Source organism: Pseudomonadota bacterium (genome assembly GCA_030859565.1).
GTDB lineage: Bacteria > Pseudomonadota > Gammaproteobacteria > JACCXJ01 > JACCXJ01 > USCg-Taylor.
The window spans coordinates 1-21,062 of record JALZJW010000024.1 but is presented as its reverse complement, the minus strand read 5'-3'; the positions used below and the strand labels follow the sequence as shown (position 1 = coordinate 21,062).

The following is a 21,062-nucleotide window of genomic DNA, read 5'->3' as shown; positions in this document are numbered from 1 at the left end:
GGCATACGCCATCGTGCATTACGGCTTGCCCGACCGGCTGATCCAGCACGGTACGAGAGAGGAGATGCTGGCGGACGCGGGACTGACCAAGGAAGGTCTCCTGGAATTTGTCCGCCGGCACGCCAGCGGGCTGGTGAAGGTCAGCGCCCCAAGCCTAATAGCCCTGTAAGCGCTTAGGCGCTGGGCTCAACGGCGCACGATGTTACCGATGGCGGCGATAAAGCGCTGCACGTCATCGGCGCTGATGGCGCCCATCGTGGACACCCGGAACAAGACCTTGGCAAACGCCGCCTGCCCCGCGTAAATCACGAATCCATGCTGCTTCAGCCGGTCGTGGAGCGCGAGGTACTCCATCCCTTCGGGCAAATGGAAAGAATTTAAAACTACGGAGCATACCGCCGCCGGTAGCAGCGGCCGGATCCCTATCGCGGCGAGACCCTCGCGAACGCGCGTGATGTGTTCTCGGTAACGCCGCTGGCGCGCCCGCCATCCTCCTTCTTCATCCAGCTCCGATAGCGCCTCGTCGAGGGCGTAGAAGCCCTGCACGGTTTGCGTAAACGGCGTACTGCCGGCGTCTTGCGCTTCGCAATACTGGAGGAGATCGAGATAAAGACTCCGCGGCGTTTGATCGGAAGGCGGGAGCAACTTGCGCTGCACGATGACGAACGATACCCCCGGCACGCCGTGCAAACATTTATTGGCGGTGGCTGCACAGGCCGCGACGTTCCAGCGCATGAAATCGAGGTGCTCGGCCCCGAAGCTGCTCACGCCGTCCATCAAGAGCTGAACGCCTCGCGCCTTGCAGATTTCAGCCAGCTCGGCGATCGAATTGAGGCGGCCGGTTGTGGTTTCGTGGTGTACGAGCGCGACGTAGTGAAACCTCCGGTTTTGATCAAGGCAAGCCCGCACCGCGTCGAGATCGATCCCTCGGTCCCAGGCGTGGTGCAGACGCACATGGTGTAGCCCGTGGATGCGCGCGATCGCTGTGAGCCGCTCCCCGTAGACACCATTTTCGAGTATGAGCACGCTATCTGTATCTTTAATCAGAGTACTCATCATCGCCTCGACCGCGGCGGTTCCCGAGCTGGTCAGCAACACGGCCGCCCAATGATCGAGGGGCAGGCCGTACACGCCGAGTAGCTGCGTACGGATGCTTTGTTGAAGCGCGGTAAACTCCGGTTCCCGGTGACAGAGATCCGGCCGCAGCAAGGCCTGGCGCACGCGCTCGCTAAGATTGACGGGCCCGGGGTTTAGAAGGATCATCGGGCCCCCGGCTAGGGAAGCTCTGCAAAAATTACTGCGCAGCCCATCTGCTTTGTCGCGTGCTCGCTCGTCGCTCGCCTATCTACCTGATATGTCTCGCGACTCGCTTCGCGGCTTCGCGCATCTGGGCTTGCTCGCGACACTTTTGCAGAGCTTCCCTAAAAGCGCGAACCGATATGTGACATGAGCCGTCTCACAACCTCGGACGGAGCGGCGGCTGGACGCGGTAAGACGGGCAGGGCGCCGGTGCGGATCTTGACATGGCAAAAGAGCGGCTTGCCTTCCGGGACCGCATCGAACAATGCCTCGATGACATCGGTCTGATCGCCCGCGAAGCTACTCCCGTAACCGCACGCCTGGGCGATCTTTGCGAAAGAGACGCCGGCCGACACCGTGGCTTGGGCGCCGGTCGAATCGTGCACTTCGTTGTCGAGCACGATATGAATGAGATTAGGGCCCCCATAGGCTCCGATGGTAGCGAGATTGCCCATGCGCATGAGCGCCGCGCCATCCCCGTCTAGAATGACCACCCGAAGGTCGGGCCGCGCGAGCGCGACGCCCAGCCCGAACGAGGAGGCGCACCCCATCGAACCCACCATGTAAAGCTGGTTCGGACGGTCCGCGAGCGCATACAGCTCGCGTCCTGTATAGCCCGTGGTGGCAATGATGACCGTGCCTTCGACGGGTGTGCATTCAAGAACGCGGTGCAAGACCTCGCTCCGGCTCGGCCGGGGTTGCTCTTTCACCATCTCGACATGCTTTCCCGGTGCGGTCGCACGCGGCGGTCGTCGCTCTGGATCCAAGGCGTGGGCAGCGACCGTCCCTCCGCGCATGACGAAGGCGTAGGGCCGTTCCTCGCACTCGATGAAGGCGCGCGCGCGATCCAACGCCGCTCGGATCGCGCCTGACTCGATGGGAAACGGTTCCCAGGGGATCTCCATCGTTTCCAACACCGAACCGGTGATCCGCCCCATCAGCTCGTGTTGCGGTTCGTCCCTCAGATCCGGGGCGCCGCGGTGCGTACAAATCAACAGCAGCGGGATGCGGAAAACATAATTCAGCGAGGTCAGCGGGCTCACGGTGTTGCCCAGGCCCGAGTTTTGGATCATCACGGTCGAACGTTGCCCGCCGACGGCAGCCCCGCTCGCGGTCGCCACGGCGTCGCCTTCGTTGGCCGAGGAGATATAGCGCAGACGTTTGTCGTTGATGACAAAGTTGATAAACGGGGTCAGAAACGAACACGGCACGCCCGCGTACGAAGTATAGCCGGCCGCACGGGCCACATCGACGAAATCCTGCGCCGCTATCATGATGGGATCAGTGCCGTCCCTCGGCGAACGAACCGGCCCTATCGAGATCATCGAGCGTGTTCACATCCAGCCAGTGGCCATGGATATACAGCACGCGGACCTTATGCCCCGAGCTGACCAAGTGATTGAGGAGATCGGGCGTATTCAAACGTGAAAAGTCGGCGCGCGCGCGCAGATCCGCGAGCCCTTTCTTAACCGCCCGGCAGCCCTCGCCTTGGGCCCGCCACATGCCGATCCAACGTCCCGAGGGCAGCCCGGCGCCGGAGGCCGGATCAGCGGTGATCCGCTTTAGGTACGCGTCCTCGCTCATGAGGGAGCGTGAATCGGGCTGGGTGCAATAGGCGTAATCGGAAGCGCCGCCGACCGAGACATGCGCATCCGCGGAATCGACCACCGCCACGATGTCGGCGTCACTGTCCAAGACATCGCGCAGGATATAGTTTCGGAACAAAAGATCTCCGTAGAGGATCACCGCGTCGTCACCGAAACAGGATTCGGCACGGCTGAGCGAGGCAAGCTCGCCGGAGTCCTGGTAGTCGGGGTTCAGGACGAGACTAATCCCAACCGTGTCTATCGCTTCGGCGCGGTACCCGGCCACGACGGTGATCTCGTTTACCGCCTGCTTTTTGAGCTCTTCGACGAGCCGCCGCAGGATCGGTTTTCCGCCAATCGGCAACATGACCTTGGGCCGGGTCGCAGTCAGACCGTAGAGCGCCTCCCCGCGCGTCGCCGCCAAGATGACCGCACGCGTTCGCGAACGGCCGGAAACGGCGTAGCGCCGCTCCGCCGCCGAGAGCTCATCCGCCCCTTGCAAGCGAAAGATTTCCTCTACCGGCGCTATCCGATCCTCGACATAGACCGGCGTGTCGGTCTCATGAATGGCACAGGCGGCGCTTTGCATCGCCGCTACCGCCGCGCGTAGCATGTGATTAGCCCAGATCACCAGACTGATCCCGGCCTGGCGATAGACATCGGTCGGGGTGCTGTAATACTTCGTGGGCACGATAACGAGAGGCGCGCGGCCCGCCCATTCCGCTGCGAACGCGAGGATTTGATCGGGACGCGACAGCTTGCTGTGGATTAAGATAGCGTCGGCCCCGGCCGCCCGATACGCCTCGGCGCGCAGCAGCGCTTCTCTCAGGTCCCAGCCGGCGATCAGAGCCTCGACCCTGGCCACAATGCAAAAATCCCGATCGCTCTGGCTGTCTTTACCGGCCTTGATCTTGCCGCAGAACTCCTCGATGTCGGCGAGGTTTTGCCGTTCTCCCGCGATAAAGCTGTTCGTTTTCGGGAACAGCTTGTCCTCGATACACACTCCCGCGATTCCGCGTTGCTCGATCTTTTTAACCAAGCGCCGCAGGTTGTTAAAATTTCCGTAACCTGTGTCTCCGTCCAGTAATATTGGGATCCTGGTGACATCGGACATGAACTCGAGCATTTCGACCACTTGGGTCCAGCTTGCCTCGTTGTTATCGCGCACCCCGAATTGCGCCGAGAGCGACAGCCCGCTGGCCCAGATCCCATGAAACCCGGCCTCTTCCACGATGCGGGCGCTGATCCCATTGTGGGCCTCCATAATGAATTCGAGGCGCGGTGAATCGAGCATCCGGCGCAGTTGCGCGCTTTTCGAGGGCTTGAGTGAGACGGACTCCGGATTAATCATGTTTAATCCACCAAACGCGGCAGGATCTCGCGCTCCGCGCGGCACACGTCCTCGGGGAAATCGATTTCGATCCAAGGCACGCCGCTCACATCTTCGAATCCGAACGCCTCTGGGGTTTCCAGGACCAGATCGCGAATGGCTTCTTCATACGGTTCGGCGTGTAAACCGGCGCTGTAATAAAAATCCGCACGCTCGGCCAGACGTGCCGCGACGGACCCGGAAAAACGGAAGAATCCAACGGACTCACCGCAAAAATCATAAGCCACGCCGGCCGCGATCCGCTTACGAAACTCCACCGGGCGGCCGTCGCACACGCAGATCTTAACCGGTTCGTCGCCAGGCTCGAAGGCGCGGTCGATCAGAAAACAATTTTGAACCTCAGAATGTATCAAGCGCTGTAGCAGATCGGGTCGATATAACACATCGGCATCCATCAGCAAAACGTCCTCACCCTCGCGCAGCACGTGCCTTACGCTCCACAAGCTAAGAACGCTTCCGCGTTCGTAGCGCGCATTATAAACAGTTCGTACCGGGGCGCTTGAGGCAGCCGAGAGGATTTCTTCTTCGATCAGCTCCGATCGGAAGCCGACGGCGATAATGATTTCATGGATGCCATGAGCGCTTAGCGCCTCGAGATGGCGGCAAAGTAAGGTCTTGGAACCAAACGCCAAGAGGCATTTGGGGTGGTCTATGCCCAAGCGCCGGCCGGCGCCCGCGGCGAGCACAACTGCCTTCATGCGTTGCGTAGGTGACTTGCCGCGCAACGCTGGTCTGAGAGCTAACGCCGTCCTTGGAAGGCGTCTCTAAAGCCAAAGTACGCGATCGCGTCTTTCATGTTGGAAATAAACCGGCGTGTCGCAGACATGCGCGCATCGGTCACGTATTCCATGGTGAGTACGATGCGCTCCTCTCCCCGACCGAGTGGAGTTACCCGATGGTACAGTTTGTCCCCATTAAAGACAACGAGCATCCCGGGCGTCAAGGCCAAGGATAAAGATTCGGTTTCACGCTCTGGATCGTCGCGATAGAGCTGGTATTCCAACCGGCTGCTGGAGCGATCGACCAGCCCAAGCAACACCGTATAACGCAATCCCCGATAGTAGGACGTGTCGTAATGCCATCCAACATGGTCGCCGGGTTCCGTGTAGCAGTATAAGGCGTAGGTGTGAGGATCGTCCCCGGGACAAGGTAAGAGCGATCGTCCGGTGATATAGCTCAAACCCTGCGTGAACTCCGGCAGCGTATATAAACTTTCAAAAGCCGGCGCCATGCGGTCCAACACAAAGCGGCTCACGCTGCCGCCTTTCTTGTGTTTTGGGAGGTAGTTTCTGTGTACCGACGGTCGTAGTTGCGGAAGTCGCGCCAGTAAGGGTTGCAGTGTCTCGGGACCGAGAAGGTTTTCGACGACTAGAAACTCATTCTGAGCGGCGAACTTTTGCTTGAGTTGATCGATCTCGAATCGGGCGAACATAGTTTCACGCGCGGCTAAGGGTCTATTTCCCGAGGCGCGACGAAGGCACGGATGGTACTGGAGCAGCCGCGCTGAGGATTCATCGTTGGTTTCCCCTGGTTATGAAATCCTGTGTGCTTATGTTTATGAGTGCGCGAACTTCAAAAAAGTAAAGACACGCCGAAACAACAAAAGAAATGATCAACATTATATGCCGTATTATTAATACTACACAATAAGGAACAGTTTGTAGCATAATAGACACATTGCGCCTGCATTTTACGGGTAAGGATCCGGCAATGCCGCTTCGATTCCGGGTCAGTGCCCTTACCCGAGATCGTACATGCAGCGCTTTTAAAGAACATTGACGAACAGAACGTGACCACATGACCTTGCTTAAAGCGTTGTTTTTAATTTTTGGCCTGGTGCTGCTTGGCCTGCTCGTGCGGGACATGGATGCCGTTGAAATCCTACGGCACATCCGGCAAGTGGGAAGCGCGGGTATCGGTTTGGTCATCGCACTCTACGCGGTGACGTTTCTGGCCGATGTCGCCGGTTGGCAGCTCACCTTTAAGACCATCCCGCTCAATCTCCGTTGGTTGCAGCAGCTTTATTGCGTGCGCATGACAGGCGAGGCCTTAAACAACATTACGCCGCTTGGCGCCATGGGCGGCGAGCCGGTGAAGGCGATGCTGTTAAAGTCGCGCTATGGCGTGAGCTATCGCGAATCGGGCGCCTCCTTGATCCTCGCAAAGACCGTCATTCTCATCTCGCTGGTATTCTTTCTCAGCCTCGGCTTCTTGGTCCTGATGCCCTCCGAGCATATACAAAGCTCTTATAAAGCGGTCGCCGGGATTGGCCTGGCCGGTTTCGCGACGGCCATCACGCTTTTTTTCCTCGTCCAACGCTTTCGTCTGTCTTCCTGGCTAGGGCGTTTAGTCGGGGGATCGGCGTTAAGCCACCGGTTAGAGGCGGCCTTGCGCGTCATTCACGAGGTGGAAGATCGGCTCGTGAGCTTTTACACCGAGCGCCGCGCCCGTTTCGCGGGGGCGCTGGCCTTGGCGTTTATCAACTGGCTGCTCGGGGTGGTCGAGGTTTATGTCTTGATGCAATTTCTCGGTTACCCGATCTCTTTTGTCGATGCGTGGGTCATCGAAGCGATGGCGCAACTCGTGCGCGCGGGGACCTCGTTTATCCCCGCGAGCATCGGTGCCCAAGAAGGTGCAATTATTCTGGCCTGCTCGGCGATAACCGGCGATTCGACCCTCGGTTTCGCGCTCTCGGTCATCCGGCGCGTTCGCGAGATCGTTTGGATCGGCGCCGGGATCGGCCTTTGGTGGCTGTATTCCTTTGGCGAGACCAACGCTCGGATAGAGCGGGACTCTATTCCCGAGGCTCCGCTTCCCTAGCACACCGTTGCAACGCTAGGGTTACGTCATAATCGCTGCAAGTGTGGTGTTAGAGCTATTCTGCCCGGCGCAAACTGGGATCCACTAGATAAAGGATTCGACCAAAGGACCAGGCCAGTCGTAAAATCACACGGAATCCATAGCGAGTGCGCTCCGATGAGTACTCCAAACCCTGCGATCAGGTATTCCTATGACGACTACAAGTGCCTATCCAACGCGACGGATAAGCGCTATGAATTGTTGGGCGGAGACCTCTTGATGGTTCCTTCACCGACGACAAGTCATCAACAAGTCGCCGGCAACCTCTTTCTGGATCTCGCGCAGTTTGTGCGCTTGAATAACCTCGGCAAGGTGTTTTACGCGCCGATGGACGTCGTGTTCGGCGAAGGTGCCCGGCGAGAAGTCGCGCAGCCCGACATTTTTTTTGTAAGCCGGGCTCGCTTCGGTATTATCGCGGAAGGCGAGATCCGAGGTGCTCCCGATTTGGTCGTTGAAATATTGTCACCCAGGACCGAGTCGCTTGATCGCGGTTACAAGAAAGCTCTCTATGCGCGGCATGGCGTTAAAGAGTACTGGATTGTCTCCCCGCAAACCAAGAACATCGAGGTGTACGGGATAGGTAGCGGAGGATTGATCCCGCTTGGGCAATATAAGCTTGGCGAACGATTGCTATCGCCTTTGTTGCCTGGATTCACTCCTGCGTTGGATGAAGTATTTGATGTCCAATAGATGAGGAGAATCTTGCCGCGGCAGGGAACCGGCTGAGAGGCAAGCCGCTGACCGGGAATCGTTTCGGATGCACATCGACCCGGAATGGTTTAGGCTGTCCGCCGAGCCACCCAGACGAACCGGGTGTTTGGCGCTGACTATTTCCAGAAACAGATTGAAGCTGCTTTTGCCTTACGCATAGCTAAACGAAATCCGGGACCGCGGAGGAGAGAAGCGAGCCGGGGATAAACAAGAATTTTTGCTCTGACCCCGAACTACCATAGCGCCCCGGCTACCGGGCCAGGCGGACCTCGACATGAACGCCTTCACGCTTTTGCAAATGGGCGATCACATCAAAGAGGTTCCGCGCCTTGCGGGTTGCCACGGGGACCCAGCCGCCCCCAAGCCAGGTAGGATGAGGGCTGAGCAGCCGTATGAACTGTCCGAGGGCGCTGGCTCGATGGCTCGTCCAACGCGGCGGATCGTCCACCATCGCCGCACGCACGGGCGCTGCGCCGTCCCATTCGCTAAGCGCGAACGCCGCAACTAGCAAACGAAACCTCAATGTTCGCGCACATCCCAGGCGAAGCTGAGTCGCGAAAGCGATCCCGATACAGACCATACCAACCCCCACTCGAACCAAAGCACGAGGACTTCTCCGTCGCCAAACCATAGTGAGAATAATCCAGCGCACGGGGGCTTCTGCGACCGCCGGTGGTTATGTCGCGATGCTTACTGCTGAAAGTTCCGAAGCTGTGGTGCCTGGGCCGGACTCGAACCGGCGACCTCCCGCTAGGAGGCGGATTTCTCATATTGTAACCTTCTGATAGTTCAGATATATATAAATCGAACAATATTACGATCGCAAATGGATCGCATTTAAAAGTACCTGCGCTGAAATATTCTAGACTATCCAATCAATTTTTTTCGTGGGCAATGGCGTACCTAAGAACGTTACCGTCCGGTAAAACTCAGGCGATCATACGCAGGTTGGGTCACAAACCTATCGTGCGTACGTTTCGTACGAAGACGATGGCAAGTGAATGGGCGAGGCGCATCGAAGATGACGTTGTACGAGGCACTTATTATGAGACATTAACTGCTAGACGAATCACACTAAATGAAGTCCTAGATCGATACGAGCTAACGATTCTTCCTCGTGTGCGATCGCCTTCAACGATGCGAAGTCAAATAAGGGTCATTCGTGCGTTTCTAGGGCATCTCTCGATGGTTCATTTAAGCCCCGAATCCGTTATCAATTTTATTGACTCGCGCTTACAGTCGGTGAAAGGAGAGTCGGTGAGGAAGGATTTAAATACGTTATCGAGAGCGGTAACTTTCGCACGCGGGATAATCAAGCTTCAACTAAGTGAAAATCCCGTAACCGTTGCGCGCGAGGTGCTCTCTTTTACGGGTAGTTTGAAGACGAGCGAAAGCCGCGTGAAACGCGTAACGGACGATCAAATCGATCAGATTGAGCGAACCTCAGAATCGAAACTACTCCCCAAGATCGTAAGGTTTATTGTCCAGGGGTTAACTGCACTCCGACGAGGGGAAGTTTCTAATATCAGGTACGAGCATGTGCGAGGGGTAGAATTATCAATCCCGGAAACAAAAACTGATAAGCCACGCGTTATACCGCTCAACGATATTTCCTTGGACATAATATCTTCGCTACCCAAACGCTCGGACGGATACCTTTTTGGCTTAAGGCCCGATTCTATAACTCAAGCTTTTGGACGAGCCTGTCGCCGCGCGTCGTTATCAGACTTACGGTTTCACGATCTGCGACACGAAGCGACGAGTCGTTTGTTCGAATTAGGATTGGGGATACAGGAAGTTGCTGCAATTACGGGTCATTCAGACTGGAAGTCGTTGAAACGCTATACACATCCTAAGCCATTAGAAATCCGCAAGAAGATAAATGAATCAACGGTGGGACGGTAAACTTACAAGATTTTGCTGTTGTTCGAATTCCTGCCGGGCCTCTTGGCGACGTCTGTCCAGATATGCGACAACGTCACGCACATCGGCTACACGGTGTCCGCCTTCGCGGTAGGTCGGAACAGGACATCTCCCGGCTCTTATTTTGTTATCTAGTGACGCAGGAGTAGCTTTTAGAACTACGCTAAGCTGTTTCATGTTTAAAGTTGGCCCGTACGCCCCAAAAAGGAACCGAAGGTTTTCTTCCGAGGTTTCTTTGAAGAGACCGGGTATTACTGGCGTAACTCGTTCGTTCGACTTGACCCGAACGCTGGTCCTGGCTAGCTCCGCAGAAGTCATTACATCATGTGCTTAGTCACTGGAGTGCTAACCCATTTTTTATACAAGATATGTCTGTAATAGTCAAATATAATCTTGTAACACGTTAAGCACGATAAAGACCTATTGGGTAGAAAACAACGGTTAGGGTTATTGATCCCGCGATTAGAAGCCCCTTTTGAGAAAGCGATTTTCCGCGTTAGGGCAACCCCCCACGCTAGTTATTTTTAGAATGATCTTTGATGGCGGAACGCGGACTCATCTGACTTCGGCGATGATACGGCACGAGAGCGTGCCCATAGCTAATTCGCACCACATCCCGCCGCCTGGGAGGTTCCATCACACCTCCCGGGCGGGGGAGGTGTCCTAATCAACGGAACGATGGGATTGATACTAAGGTGGTCTGAGGCACGACGTTCGGTGTGCGGACGTAGTTACCGCGGACGGAACGATAAAACGTCGGCAGCCACTGCTATTACTTAGAGTGGCTGTGGTAGCCGGGCAAAACGGTTCCTTGCCGGGGAGGTTCCGCTAGGCCGCCGCATGAACGCCAGGGCTACGGAATGGACCTGTTTGGCGCGCCGAGGATGCAATGATTGGCATATCGTCATACGTCCGACCATGCAAGGTACGTCCAGTCCGATCCTTGCGAACGCCACCCCACTGCTTGAAAAAGAAATACACGTTCCTGGCCTGACATTGCCGATAGATGCCTTCAACCCAATCCGCCCGCATCGGTCGCGCATCCGGCCCTGATTCTCCCCCGACGATCACCCAATGGATGCCATCGAGCGGAAGATTGGGCAACGGAGCCAGCAAAGGCTCGCATGAGACAAATCTGACTTTCGCCGGAACATCCTTCAAATCATGCACGCGCTGGACTACCTGTTCGTTCTCGACACTCACACCTATCCACACGTTCTGTGGCCAGGGGAGCCGCTGCGCCATGCTGCGCAGCCTGGTGCTTCGCTTGGTGAGTATTTGAAATGTATGCTGCGGGCACGCGCACATGGTGTTAAAGACCTTGCCGATGAAGTCCTGCGGTACTGCGTCCTCGAAAAGATCACTCATCGAATTGACGAAGATAATAGAGGGCTTATTCCAACGCTTGGGTAACTCGATCAGGTCATGATGCAGCGTTGGCTTAAACGCATGCCTGTAGCGCTCCACTCCCATTGCGTACAGGCGCTTTGCCATTCGCTCCGCGTAGCAATGCTTGCACCCGGCGCTCACTTTCACACAGCCGGTGACGGGATTCCAGGTCTTCTCAGTCCACTCGATTTTCGATGCTGTTGCCATAACAGAGTCGCTCGACCGTTGGGCTCACTCTTTCAAGATATCCTGAGCGATTTTCACTGCGACTGTTCCACCCTTGATGTTGGACGCGCAGAAGCACAAATGATACAAGGGATTGTTCTTTGAATTGCGCAGTAACAGACCTTTAGCAACCTTCGGGAAAACGCTCTTTAGCCTCTCCTCAATGTACTTCACAATCGCCTGCTCGGATGCATCGCGCACGAGCCGATCCTCCTCGCCGAAGAGTGTCGTTTGCATTTCCTTGCGATAAAAACGATCGCGCCAGTCTGCCGTTCCGAAGATCACATCAAGCCGCCTTTGCCACGCTTCATCAATCACTCCGTCACGCGTGAGCGTATGCGCTACACCGATGCCGAGAGGAAACAGGTACCAAAGATCCACCCCGCCTGTTTTTGCGAGGGTATCGACGGTCTCCCATTCGACCTGCATACCAAACGGATCCAGGAAAACGACTGCTCGCTCTTTTTTCCAATCGCGATGCACACACCAGTTCTTTAGACCCACGTTCGCATCCGTCAGGTCGAACGTACAGCGATCGGCCATTGCCGGATATTGGGTATCGACTAACTTTCTTAGAGCCTCGATTCGCTTCTTTGAGTTCTCAATGAATAGATACCGGTGAAACGGACTTGCTAGTCCCAATGCGATCGTTGGACTTCCGTCGCGGTAACTCTCCCCATCTACATCGCTATACGTTTCTGCGAAAAGCGGCGTTGCCGCTTGTTCCTTTTTCTCTCGTGTTCCGGTACCCGCAAACGCGTCTACGTACCACGTTATGAAATATCTCGCCTTCGGGTTCCCGGAAAAGATCGTCCGGTAAGCCGCAAGATATTTGCCCAGGCAGGTCAGCTTACGTTCTGTCCACTCGCCACCGTAAGTGTCCATTACCATGCCTGTACCTTCTTGGTAGCATACGATCGGAACTGCGCCACTACGACGCCGAAGATTTCAAGGTCTTCCTTTGGTCGAATCATAGGATACGCCGGGTTGTGAGGCCGCAAGACAGGTTTTCCCTGTTCATAGCCCAGCTCTTTCAGCGTGAATTTGTTGTCGACTATCGCGACAACAAAATCACCCGTCTTTACATCTGCACCGCGCTCCACGACTGCGACATCACCCTCGAAGATCCCAGCATTTTTCATGGAATCCCCTTTGACGGATACGAGCACCGTGCGCGACGGTTTACGAATCAATACCTGGTCGATGCTAATTACGTCTCCGCCCGCATCGCTAACTGCGGTTGGCTGACCCGCGGCTACTCTCTCTGTTGCCATTGGTCGAGCCAAGAACTCCTCCGTTGGCGCAATTCGGTTGTCGCCCGTTCGCCGCAGAAATCCGCAATCCACTAGACGCTTTACAAGGTTCAACGCCGCATTCTTGGATCGGAATCCAAGCAAGCGGGCGATCTTCGCATAGCTCGGCAAAACACGATTTTCGGCATAGTAGTCGCGAAGCGCATTCAAGTAAGCCGGATCGTTATTTGGACGTGCCATGAAAAGCTATGTTAGTGTACGATCGTACACTTTGTCAAATGATTTGTGGATTGTGGGTGTACGACAGCCTTTCGATAGCATGGGTACTTTCTTGACCTGCGTGCCGCGTGCCCTCACAGATGACGAGGCAGGGTAAATTTGTTCTAGCCGCAGATTTCTTGAAAAGCAAACGAATCGTGCTCCTCAGGAAAGAGTATCTCTTTGTTTTGTCGGCAATTGAAGCAGCGCCGTAGAGCCAACACGAGGCTCAGTCCGGAGACTCCCGTAACCGATTGTTTTCACATAGAGACATGACGAGCACAAATTGACCCTGGATGACGAGGGTCTCATCCGAGAAGGAGGTGCTCTTATCTGGGCCCCGTAACGAGCGGGCATCTGGGCCGGTCGTTCTTTAAGTGCACCCCTTACCAACGGGTACGCAGAATACGACGCCGAAGGTCAAGCGACTTTGGGTGCGCTCTGGGCATAGGTAGACGCCAGCCACCGGTAGGACTGGAGCTTCGAGAAAGAGGGATCGGGAAGCGAGGTGTTGTCCACGCATCCGGAATTGGTACGGTAGGTACCGGGCTCGATCTCTTGAGCTGGCCCACCGTCGACTTCCCTCAGTCCGGGAGGCTACGGTTTATACCGACCACCTTTAACTTCAGGCTGACCCACTGGGCCCAGTCTCCGGTCCTCGTTAACAAAATGGCGCAAACCGCACTATACTCGGCGTTTCTGGCCTTGATGCGCTGGCGCTTAAGAGCAGAGGGAACAAGCCCATAAAATATATGCCTCCCGTCTGGATTGGCGGCGCCGACGACGCTGAGCTGTTTGAGCGACCTTGTTACCATGGAACATACATCGATTCGGAGCTTGTCAACGCACCTTCGGACAAGGTAATAGTAGTTGAAGCGGCGACGGTACATTCGCCATTGGCTACAGGATGTTTTCACAGCGTGACGCGCAGGCCTCGCATACCGATTGAACCAAGAGGAGACAACACGATGCCGAGGAAAAGTTGGGTAGGGCTTTCTATTGCGCTAGGCATATTTCTCACGATCGTTTTATCGATTGCTAAACAGCCTGCTGAAATGGTTAAAAATAGGCCGGCGGCCATAAGTGTAGGAGTAATACTCCCTCTTACCGGTCCAGTGGCGGGACCCGGGAAAAATGCTTTGCACGGCCTCGAATTAGCCATTTCCAATTTCAATGCGGGCTCTCCCGACCATACAGTCCGCCTCATGGTCGAGGATTCACAATCCGACCCTAAAGCAGGAGTGTCTGCCGCGAAGAAACTTATAGCTGTTGACCACGTGAGGATTATTATTGGCGACCTCATGAGTTCAGTTGCAATGGCTATTGCTCCAGTGACAGAAAAGAACAATGTTGTATTGTTTGCCCCAGGAGCATCGAACCCTAAATTTCCTGAGCTGGGTAATCACCTCTTTCGGAATTGGGCATCGGACGACTACGACGGCAAGGTAATGGCCGACTATCTGCTTAAGGAGTTTAAGCTGAAGAAAGGCGGAGTGGTTTATGTGAATAATGAGTACGGCCTTGGACTGGCCGAAGCCTTCAAGAATCGATATCAATCTGGCGGTGGCAATGTCCTTCTGTATGAAGGATATGATCAAGGAAGTGTCGACTTTCGACCCATCATAGGTAAGTTAAAAGCGATGCGAAACCTTGAGTTTGTCTATCTTCCGGGACAGCCCGTAGAAAATGGACACCTAGTGAAGCAGCTAGTGGAGGGTGGAGTTACCCTTGTTGTTAGTGCAAACCTATCTGTAGATTCGCCGGAGTTTTCGGCGATAGTAGGACAGTCCGCAAAGAACATTATCTTTACAACACCTGCGTACGATCCCGAAGCCTCTAATACCAAGGCGTTCCGTGAAAGTTACCAGCGTGCTTACAAGGCACTACCGGACGTAGTGGCCGGTCATGGATACGACGCCGGCAACATACTCATCCAAGCACTACGCACCTGCAACTTTGATCTTTCGGAAATACGAAATTGTCTTGCCGGCATCAAAGATTTCCCTGGGGTCACAGGAGAAACGACATTTTTGCCGAACGGCGACGTAAAAAAAGATGTGCTGGTGAAACAATTAGTAGGTCCGAATGATGCGAAGGTATTAAGAAAATATAGCGTGGAGCGTTGAGAGACTACTTATTCATGAAAGCAGCATATCCTTAACCCGCTGCTATCCTGGGGAACTCGATGGAACAGAAAATCGTCCGCTGGATTCATGTGTCCGACTGGCACGTTACAGACCCGCCGTCCAGGGATATTACCGAGATATTGGACGCCCTTATAAAGGATATTAAGGCGCGTGTGACCCCCAACAAAAAACCTAGACACGCGTTTAAGCCGGATTTCGTTGTACATAGCGGCGATCTTGCACGTTCCGGTCAGGAAACGGAGTATCGGCACGCGCTTGGCCACCTAACACAAGTCGTCGAAGCAGCAAACATTTCTCCTGATCAACTTTTTATTGTCCCGGGCAATCACGACGTCGACGACTCGCAGGCTTTATCAGCTTCTTCGCTTGAGTCTGCTCACGACGAAGCTTCTTATAAGGCAGCCGGTGAGGAATTTTACGAGAGCCACGCGCGGTGCGCGACCCTTTTAAAGCGGTTCACTCACTTTCAGGGCGTCTTGTCCAGCCTCATTCCGACGGATAATCTGCTTACACCGGAACGCGCGTATTATGTTTGTCGTTTTAGGGCGTCTTGCGGAGTGGAAGTCGGAATTGCCGGCCTCAATTCAGCTCTCATCTCTCGCAAAGACGATGAGAAAGCTAATCGCCGAATGGTCGTCGGACGATGGCAAGTTAGTGACTGTAAACGTGATACGAGGCAGCTAAACGAATGTGACCTCAGGATTGCGCTCCTCCATCACCCTTTCTCGCGACTTTCTGAATACGACGAAGAACAAACGCGTAACGAAATTGCCGGGTTCTTTCATTGCACTCTCAGGGGGCACCTGCACCGGAACGCTGCTAGGGTGGAGCTTAGCACGGAGCCTCCGCTCGTGACCATTGCTTCGGGGGCTGGCTACGAAGCAGCGGGATCCCCGAAAGGATATGTCTTGGTTGAACTAAATATGTCAAGGCCGCGCCTCACACTACATTTTCAGCGTTGGGTCGATAGTCTCAGGAAATTTGTGCCGGACACGGGCGCCTTAAAAAACGTAGGGGCCGATGGGACCTGGGGGACTCCTCTGCCGAGGGCAATGTTTGCAACCGATCACCCGGGAAGGACAGCGGGAGCTTTCACTCCCGCAACCGGACCAGAGCGGACGTCCGGTCGTCCGCCGATTAGCCTAAAAAATCGGCTAGGAGTTCCAATCCCCCCCGATCTGGGCTAGAACCACTTGACGTCTTTGCTGGATACGTCGATCGCGAGTCACACCGGGACATCGCCAGAAAAATTCATTATGAGTTGTCCTATAAGAAAACCCTGTCAAATAAATATCTATTTTGGCATGTAGACAGTCGACGCCTATACCACGACTTGCTCGCGCAGCCCGACTACACAATCGCACGCAACTCAGAAACAACCTTCTCACAATCCTTAAGCAACCTCGTTAAGACGATGCGAGCACGTTGGGGGAACACCACATATACATTTATCTGTCTCGGAGTTGGGGCTGGAATCAAGGAACGATGGCTTCTGCGAAAATTGCTTACTCTAAACGAGAAAGCGCGCATTTGCGTGCTTCTAGTAGATATAAACAGCCAAATGCTCCAATGGGCAGCGAGTGGGTTCAGAGAATTCTGCGACAGAGATAACTTTCAGCTAACGTACGTACATGCTGACTTTGACCGGTTACCCGTCATCGACAAGTTGCTACCCGATACGGACGGTCCGGTGGTGTTTCTATTACTTGGTGGTTTATTTGGTAACCAAGAGGAGACTTTGTTTCTCCAGTCCTGTAAGCGGCTAGCTAATGCTCACTCGTATCTCCTGATGGGTGTGCAGACTGTTGAAGCGCTTCACGAAAGCTCCCATGTAGAGGGTTATGATACAAGTGCTAATTTTCGATTCGTGGCAAGGACCGTGTCGCAATTTGACAAGAAGTTCAAGCTCAATAAACACAACCCGGCAGCGGCGGTGGCGCCTGACGCCCTGAGCGACGTGCCAGATACGGAAACTATAGTGGTCACCGCGAACAGTCCTGCTTTCGGCGCAACGCAACTCGCGTATTCCCGAAGATACAATAGAGACAAGCTGAGTGACTTTCTAGAAAGGACACAAATTCTACTGGTGCTCATGATGATGTTTCGCCCGCAAGGATTCGTAGGGCGCTATGGGTTTGGGCGGTGAGTTAGGAACGCGGTTGGGCCATTATTGATAATGGGTCCACCATGCAGATCACTTTTACGATTCGTTCTTGTTCCAGCACTTGATAGGCAAGTCGATCCTGCACACTTATCCTGCAGGAGTAGGCACCTGCCGGTCACCAACCAGTTTTTCGTAGGAAGGTGGGTTTTGAGACGGATTTTTTCTAAGAATATCCAATAATTCCTCGGCTCTGGGCCGCAACCCGGCGGCAGCTAGTGTCTTTGCGTCTTTTTGAGACTGCCTGGTGAAGATGATCTGCCATTTCACCAGTCGAGGGCCTTTGCGCATTCTCGATGGGTATATTCAACCCCTCGCGAATGGACTCTCTCATGCCAGGGATGGACAATAGGTTCATAGTCTCCTGAATCGCGCGCCAGTCTTCCTCAGCTATAGAACGGCATTCGAGCGCTTGCCGGTGATGAGTATGGGAGTGTGCGTGGAAGCCGCTTCGTCTATCAAGCAATAGAGTTTCGACTTCGCCTCGCTGGCAGGGAGAGTCGTCATCGGCCATTCCTCAATAGGTTAAATTGAATCGTCTATATAGTACGCTTGACGTACGTTAGCTCAAACTGCCGGGCCGAACGAGAAACCTGGGGATTGGTAAGGATTACTTATCTATTTTATTCATTTGATCATGCTACGCTGTGAGGGCCTTTCAAAATCGTTTGATGGCGTCCACGCCCTAGTGGACGTGCATCTTCGATTCCCGAACTCGGCTATCATCGCCATCATTGGTCCAAATGGAGCAGGCAAGACCACCTTGCTCCACGTGTTGACCGGCTTCCTTCAACCAGATGCCGGTCGCTGCTTTTTCGGCGAGCAGGAAACCAGCCATCTACCCCCACACCGCATTGCCCGGTTGGGCGTTGCGCGCACCTTTCAGGATCTGCGCCTGATCCTTCAGGTCCCGGTACTGGAAAATGTTCTACTGGCCAGGCCCGCGCAACGCGGTGAGCGTTTATGGCGGGCACTGTCGCGTTTCGGCGTGGCGGCGGAAGAAAAACGAAACCGCGACGAGGCGCTGAGACTCCTGCGCTTCGTGGGTCTCGAAGCGAAGGCCTCCGATCTGGCGGGCGAGCTTTCCTACGGACAGCAGAAGCTCCTGACCCTCGCCTGCTGTCTGGCAACGGGGGCCAAAGTCCTGCTCCTCGATGAGCCCGTGGCCGGCGTACATCCGGAAATGGTGACTCATATACTGGAGTTATTGTCTCAGTTGGGCAGCACTGGAAAGCTTGTGATATTCATCGAGCACGATCTGATCGCGGTACGCCAGATCGCCGATCGCATCATCCTAATGGACGAAGGCAAGGTGATCGCCCAGGGGGCGCCCCAGGACGTGCTGGAGCGACCCGAGATCATGGAGGCCTACCTTGCCTGAAAGCTTCCAGAGCCTCTTAGAAGTGCAGGGCCTCGTCAGCGGCTATGGAAAGAAGCAGGTGCTCAATGGCGTAAATATCGAGGTCATGCCGAGGGAGATTGTGGCGCTGATCGGCCACAACGGTGCAGGTAAATCGACGCTGCTCAAGACCGTATTCGGTCTGCTTCCCGCCTGGAACGGACATATGACGCTTGACGGCAGACGCTTAAACTCACCCGTCCCACGCGAATTGCTGGGCTTAGGTGTTTGCTACGTCCCCCAGGGAAACCGCGTCTTCACCGATTTGACAGTACGGGAGAATCTGGAGCTAGGCGGCCTCACACTCCCGGGCAACGCGCGCTTGAATGACGGCATAGAGCAAGTCGTAACCCTGTTCCCCGGGCTTAAACCCCGTCTACGCCAACGGGCGGGAACCCTCTCCGGGGGTGAAAAGCAAATGCTAGCTCTCGCCAACGCGCTGATCCTCTCACCGCGTCTGCTCCTGCTGGACGAACCCTCCCTCGGCCTTGCGCCGCCGCTCGTAGCTGACGCTCTGAGCCATATACAGGAAATCAACCGGGCATCTGGCGTGACCGTCCTGATCGTCGAGCAGAAGGTACGCGAGGTCCTCAAGATCGCTCAGCGCGTTTACGTCCTACGCAACGGCCAAGTGTCTTTTTCAGGTTCGACAGATGAGCTTAGAGACGATGTGAGGCTGCGAGAAGTCTATCTGTGACACCCTGTGGCAAAGCAATCGAGTTCGCGCCCACTTAGCGCCTCGCCGCCTACCCACCTTCAAGCCTTCTGTCGGAGGGCCTTTTTGTCCGCGTCAAGCGAAAACCCTCGGATACGGATTTAGGGTTTTCCCTTGTCCGACTCGATTGAGAGGCGTAAACCTCTTGCGCGATGCGACCTATCGCGAGGAGGCGATTCACAATGTCACAACGTCTCTCCTTCCTGCTCCTAGGCACCCTGATCTCCTGGACGGTCCTGGGCCACCCCCGCTCCCCAACAGGCCGCCGAGCCCGGTGTCATCGGCGGTTTCTGCCTCGCCGTCGTCAAAGTGCTCGGCTGGCTCATTTTGGGGCTGGTCTTCTCCATCCTCGCCGAGTGGCTGGGCATGAGTGTCTTTTGGCCCGAGGAGGGCCCGCACCACAGCCGGCGGATGCTCGAGGCCGAGCTCGGATATCTCGCCGCGAGCGTCCCCCAGAGCCTCGTGAGCGCCGATCCCGCGGGCTTCGCCCGGCGCCTCGCCGATCTCTTCTACCACTATGGGTTCGAGGTGACGGGAATTGCACGTGGTGTCGAGCGACTGAATGCACCCGCCCAGCCGCAAGACTCCACCCGCTTGAAAATCTCTCGCATCCTCTACGCGCCGGCTGCCAGCTACCTCCTCGCCGCCATCACCATCACCCAAGTCTATGCGGTGCGCCTGGCGGTGCTGTGCTTGGCCACCCCGGTCTTCGCGCTGGCCGGAATCGTGGGCCTGACCGACGGGCTCATCGAGCGCGACCGGCGGCGCTTTGGCGGGGCGCGGGAAACCGGTTTTGTCTATCACCACGCGAAGCGGCTCGTCGCCCCGAGCGTCGCCGCGGCTTGGGTGCTGTATCTGGCGTGGCCTGCGAGCATCCATCCCAACCTCGTGATTTTGCCCGCGGCCGGGCTCTTTGGGATTTTCCTCGCGGTCTCCGCTGCGACCTTCAAGAAACATCTTTGAGTCAGGAGGAGGTTATGCGTCTACGAATCATCTGTCTCTTTATCCTGGTCGGGGTAGGTGCTGCGCACGCGGATCCCGCGGGCGAGCGCGAGCACTTGGCTCGCCTCGCTTATGAAATCGACGCCTTGAAAGCCTTGGCCGGTGCCGCCGAGGCCCAAGCGGGCTATCCGCAACGGATCCGCTTCCAGTACGCCTGGCTCAAACAGGATCTCGATCGGGTCCGGCACGGGATCCTGGAGCATCTCAACGCCCCCCAAGGCGAGCCGAGAAGCATCGCGCCGCTCGCCGGGGACTACCGGAGGTAGCCCATGGCCGAGTTTGCGCTCGGTGCGGGCTTCGAGGCCTCGACGCTCCTGACCCTCATCGCGAGCCTGGTCGCCGCCATTGCGATCCTCTGGGCCGCGTGGGTGGGTTTGGGGCAGTTCGAGTCCTGGGCAGGCAACGGCGTGCGCTTCCTCGATGCGATGTTCTACATCGCCCGCGGGCTCGTGCTGCTGCTCCTGCTGCTTTTCTTCATCCGTTAACCCAATAGGAGGATCACCCCATGACAACAATATCACCCCGCAATGGGCACGAGCTCGCCGCCCCGCGCTCCACCTTCGCGGACGATTTCTGGCGGGTCACACTGCTGGCGATGCTGATCTATAGCCTCTTCTGGATGGCGGGCCTCGCACTGGCCGATCTCCCCCCGGCGCCCGCGGCTCCGGGCGGCGCCTCGGGCTCCGACTTCATCGACTTCTTCCAGGGCTACGCGGGCCAGGCCATCACCACGATTATCCTCATC

The 21,062-nt window shown here is 55.9% G+C and carries 20 protein-coding genes and 2 pseudogenes; 11 read left to right on the top strand and 11 right to left on the bottom strand.

All coding sequences use genetic code 11. The features are described from left to right. Window positions 1-13: 13 nt before the first annotated feature. Window positions 14-169 (top strand): hypothetical protein, encoded by a 156-nt coding sequence (locus M3436_05565; protein ID MDQ3563613.1) that lies wholly within the window; start codon window positions 14-16, stop codon window positions 167-169. Between the two features lie 17 nt (window positions 170-186). On the opposite strand, the gene M3436_05560 is transcribed toward M3436_05565, so the two are convergent. From M3436_05560 to M3436_05540, 5 genes are all read right to left on the bottom strand, one after another. Beyond that, entirely contained in the window at window positions 187-1,263 is a 1,077-nt protein-coding gene (locus M3436_05560) for a 2-aminoethylphosphonate aminotransferase (protein ID MDQ3563612.1), read from the bottom strand. Window positions 1,264-1,421: 158 nt separating this feature from the next. Beyond that, window positions 1,422-2,573, bottom strand: a complete 1,152-nt coding sequence (aepY, locus tag M3436_05555; protein ID MDQ3563611.1) for a phosphonopyruvate decarboxylase — start codon at window positions 2,571-2,573, stop codon at window positions 1,422-1,424. 7 nt (window positions 2,574-2,580) lie between these two features. Further along, a complete protein-coding gene (gene aepX / locus M3436_05550) occupies window positions 2,581-4,236 on the bottom strand; it encodes a phosphoenolpyruvate mutase (GenBank protein ID MDQ3563610.1) in 1,656 nt (551 codons plus the stop codon). A gap of 2 nt (window positions 4,237-4,238) precedes the next feature. Beyond that, window positions 4,239-4,973 carry a phosphocholine cytidylyltransferase family protein gene (locus M3436_05545; protein ID MDQ3563609.1) on the bottom strand — a complete coding sequence of 245 codons (735 nt, stop codon included), beginning with the start codon at window positions 4,971-4,973 and terminating at the stop codon, window positions 4,239-4,241. Between the two features lie 41 nt (window positions 4,974-5,014). Then, window positions 5,015-5,707, bottom strand: a complete 693-nt coding sequence (locus M3436_05540) for a 2OG-Fe(II) oxygenase (protein ID MDQ3563608.1) — start codon at window positions 5,705-5,707, stop codon at window positions 5,015-5,017. Between the two features lie 365 nt (window positions 5,708-6,072). On the opposite strand from M3436_05540, the gene M3436_05535 reads away from it, so the two are divergent. Continuing rightward, on the top strand, window positions 6,073-7,095 hold the full coding sequence (locus M3436_05535; GenBank protein ID MDQ3563607.1) for a flippase-like domain-containing protein: 1,023 nt from the start codon (window positions 6,073-6,075) through the stop codon (window positions 7,093-7,095). Between the two features lie 156 nt (window positions 7,096-7,251). After that, window positions 7,252-7,824 carry a Uma2 family endonuclease gene (locus tag M3436_05530; protein ID MDQ3563606.1) on the top strand — a complete coding sequence of 191 codons (573 nt, stop codon included), beginning with the start codon at window positions 7,252-7,254 and terminating at the stop codon, window positions 7,822-7,824. A 271-nt stretch (window positions 7,825-8,095) separates the two neighbouring features. Here the strand turns inward: M3436_05530 and M3436_05525 are convergent, their stop codons facing one another. The 4 genes from M3436_05525 to M3436_05510 all read right to left on the bottom strand — a co-directional run bounded on the left by M3436_05525 (window position 8,096) and on the right by M3436_05510 (window position 12,875). Next, window positions 8,096-8,356 carry a hypothetical protein gene (locus tag M3436_05525; GenBank protein ID MDQ3563605.1) on the bottom strand — a complete coding sequence of 87 codons (261 nt, stop codon included), beginning with the start codon at window positions 8,354-8,356 and terminating at the stop codon, window positions 8,096-8,098. A gap of 2,240 nt (window positions 8,357-10,596) precedes the next feature. Next, window positions 10,597-11,364 carry a phage Gp37/Gp68 family protein gene (locus tag M3436_05520; GenBank protein ID MDQ3563604.1) on the bottom strand — a complete coding sequence of 256 codons (768 nt, stop codon included), beginning with the start codon at window positions 11,362-11,364 and terminating at the stop codon, window positions 10,597-10,599. A gap of 24 nt (window positions 11,365-11,388) precedes the next feature. Continuing rightward, window positions 11,389-12,273, bottom strand: coding sequence for a three-Cys-motif partner protein TcmP (tcmP, locus tag M3436_05515; protein MDQ3563603.1), 885 nt, complete (start codon window positions 12,271-12,273; stop codon window positions 11,389-11,391). Then, entirely contained in the window at window positions 12,267-12,875 is a 609-nt protein-coding gene (locus M3436_05510) for a LexA family transcriptional regulator (GenBank protein ID MDQ3563602.1), read from the bottom strand. Before M3436_05510 ends, tcmP begins: the two co-directional genes overlap by 7 nt. Window positions 12,876-13,861: 986 nt before the next feature. On the opposite strand from M3436_05510, the gene M3436_05505 reads away from it, so the two are divergent. After that, on the top strand, window positions 13,862-15,019 hold the full coding sequence (locus tag M3436_05505; GenBank protein ID MDQ3563601.1) for an ABC transporter substrate-binding protein: 1,158 nt from the start codon (window positions 13,862-13,864) through the stop codon (window positions 15,017-15,019). Window positions 15,020-16,301: 1,282 nt separating this feature from the next. After that, the gene (locus tag M3436_05500; protein ID MDQ3563600.1) at window positions 16,302-17,186 is read left to right on the top strand and encodes an L-histidine N(alpha)-methyltransferase; all 885 of its coding nucleotides are present in this window, start codon (window positions 16,302-16,304) and stop codon (window positions 17,184-17,186) included. A gap of 21 nt (window positions 17,187-17,207) precedes the next feature. Here M3436_05500 and M3436_05495 read toward each other — a convergent pair. After that, window positions 17,208-17,471 (bottom strand): annotated as a pseudogene (locus M3436_05495) (Txe/YoeB family addiction module toxin). Next, a pseudogene (locus M3436_05490) lies at window positions 17,468-17,708 on the bottom strand (type II toxin-antitoxin system Phd/YefM family antitoxin). Before M3436_05490 ends, M3436_05495 begins: the two co-directional pseudogenes overlap by 4 nt. Before the next feature lie 130 nt (window positions 17,709-17,838). Here M3436_05490 and M3436_05485 point away from each other — a divergent pair. The 6 genes from M3436_05485 to M3436_05460 all read left to right on the top strand — a co-directional run. Then, entirely contained in the window at window positions 17,839-18,582 is a 744-nt protein-coding gene (locus M3436_05485; GenBank protein MDQ3563599.1) for an ABC transporter ATP-binding protein, read from the top strand. Beyond that, entirely contained in the window at window positions 18,575-19,297 is a 723-nt protein-coding gene (locus M3436_05480; GenBank protein MDQ3563598.1) for an ABC transporter ATP-binding protein, read from the top strand. The genes M3436_05485 and M3436_05480 overlap by 8 nt, the downstream gene beginning before the upstream one ends. 327 nt (window positions 19,298-19,624) lie before the next feature. Next, window positions 19,625-20,278, top strand: a complete 654-nt coding sequence (locus tag M3436_05475) for a TIGR03747 family integrating conjugative element membrane protein (GenBank protein MDQ3563597.1) — start codon at window positions 19,625-19,627, stop codon at window positions 20,276-20,278. 14 nt (window positions 20,279-20,292) lie between these two features. Further along, the gene (locus tag M3436_05470; protein ID MDQ3563596.1) at window positions 20,293-20,583 is read left to right on the top strand and encodes an RAQPRD family integrative conjugative element protein; all 291 of its coding nucleotides are present in this window, start codon (window positions 20,293-20,295) and stop codon (window positions 20,581-20,583) included. A gap of 3 nt (window positions 20,584-20,586) precedes the next feature. Further along, window positions 20,587-20,802: a TIGR03758 family integrating conjugative element protein gene (locus tag M3436_05465; protein MDQ3563595.1), complete on the top strand. Its 216-nt coding sequence runs from the start codon at window positions 20,587-20,589 to the stop codon at window positions 20,800-20,802. Between the two features lie 20 nt (window positions 20,803-20,822). Then, window positions 20,823-21,062: hypothetical protein (locus tag M3436_05460; GenBank protein ID MDQ3563594.1), on the top strand; the 240-nt coding region annotated here is incomplete at its 3' end.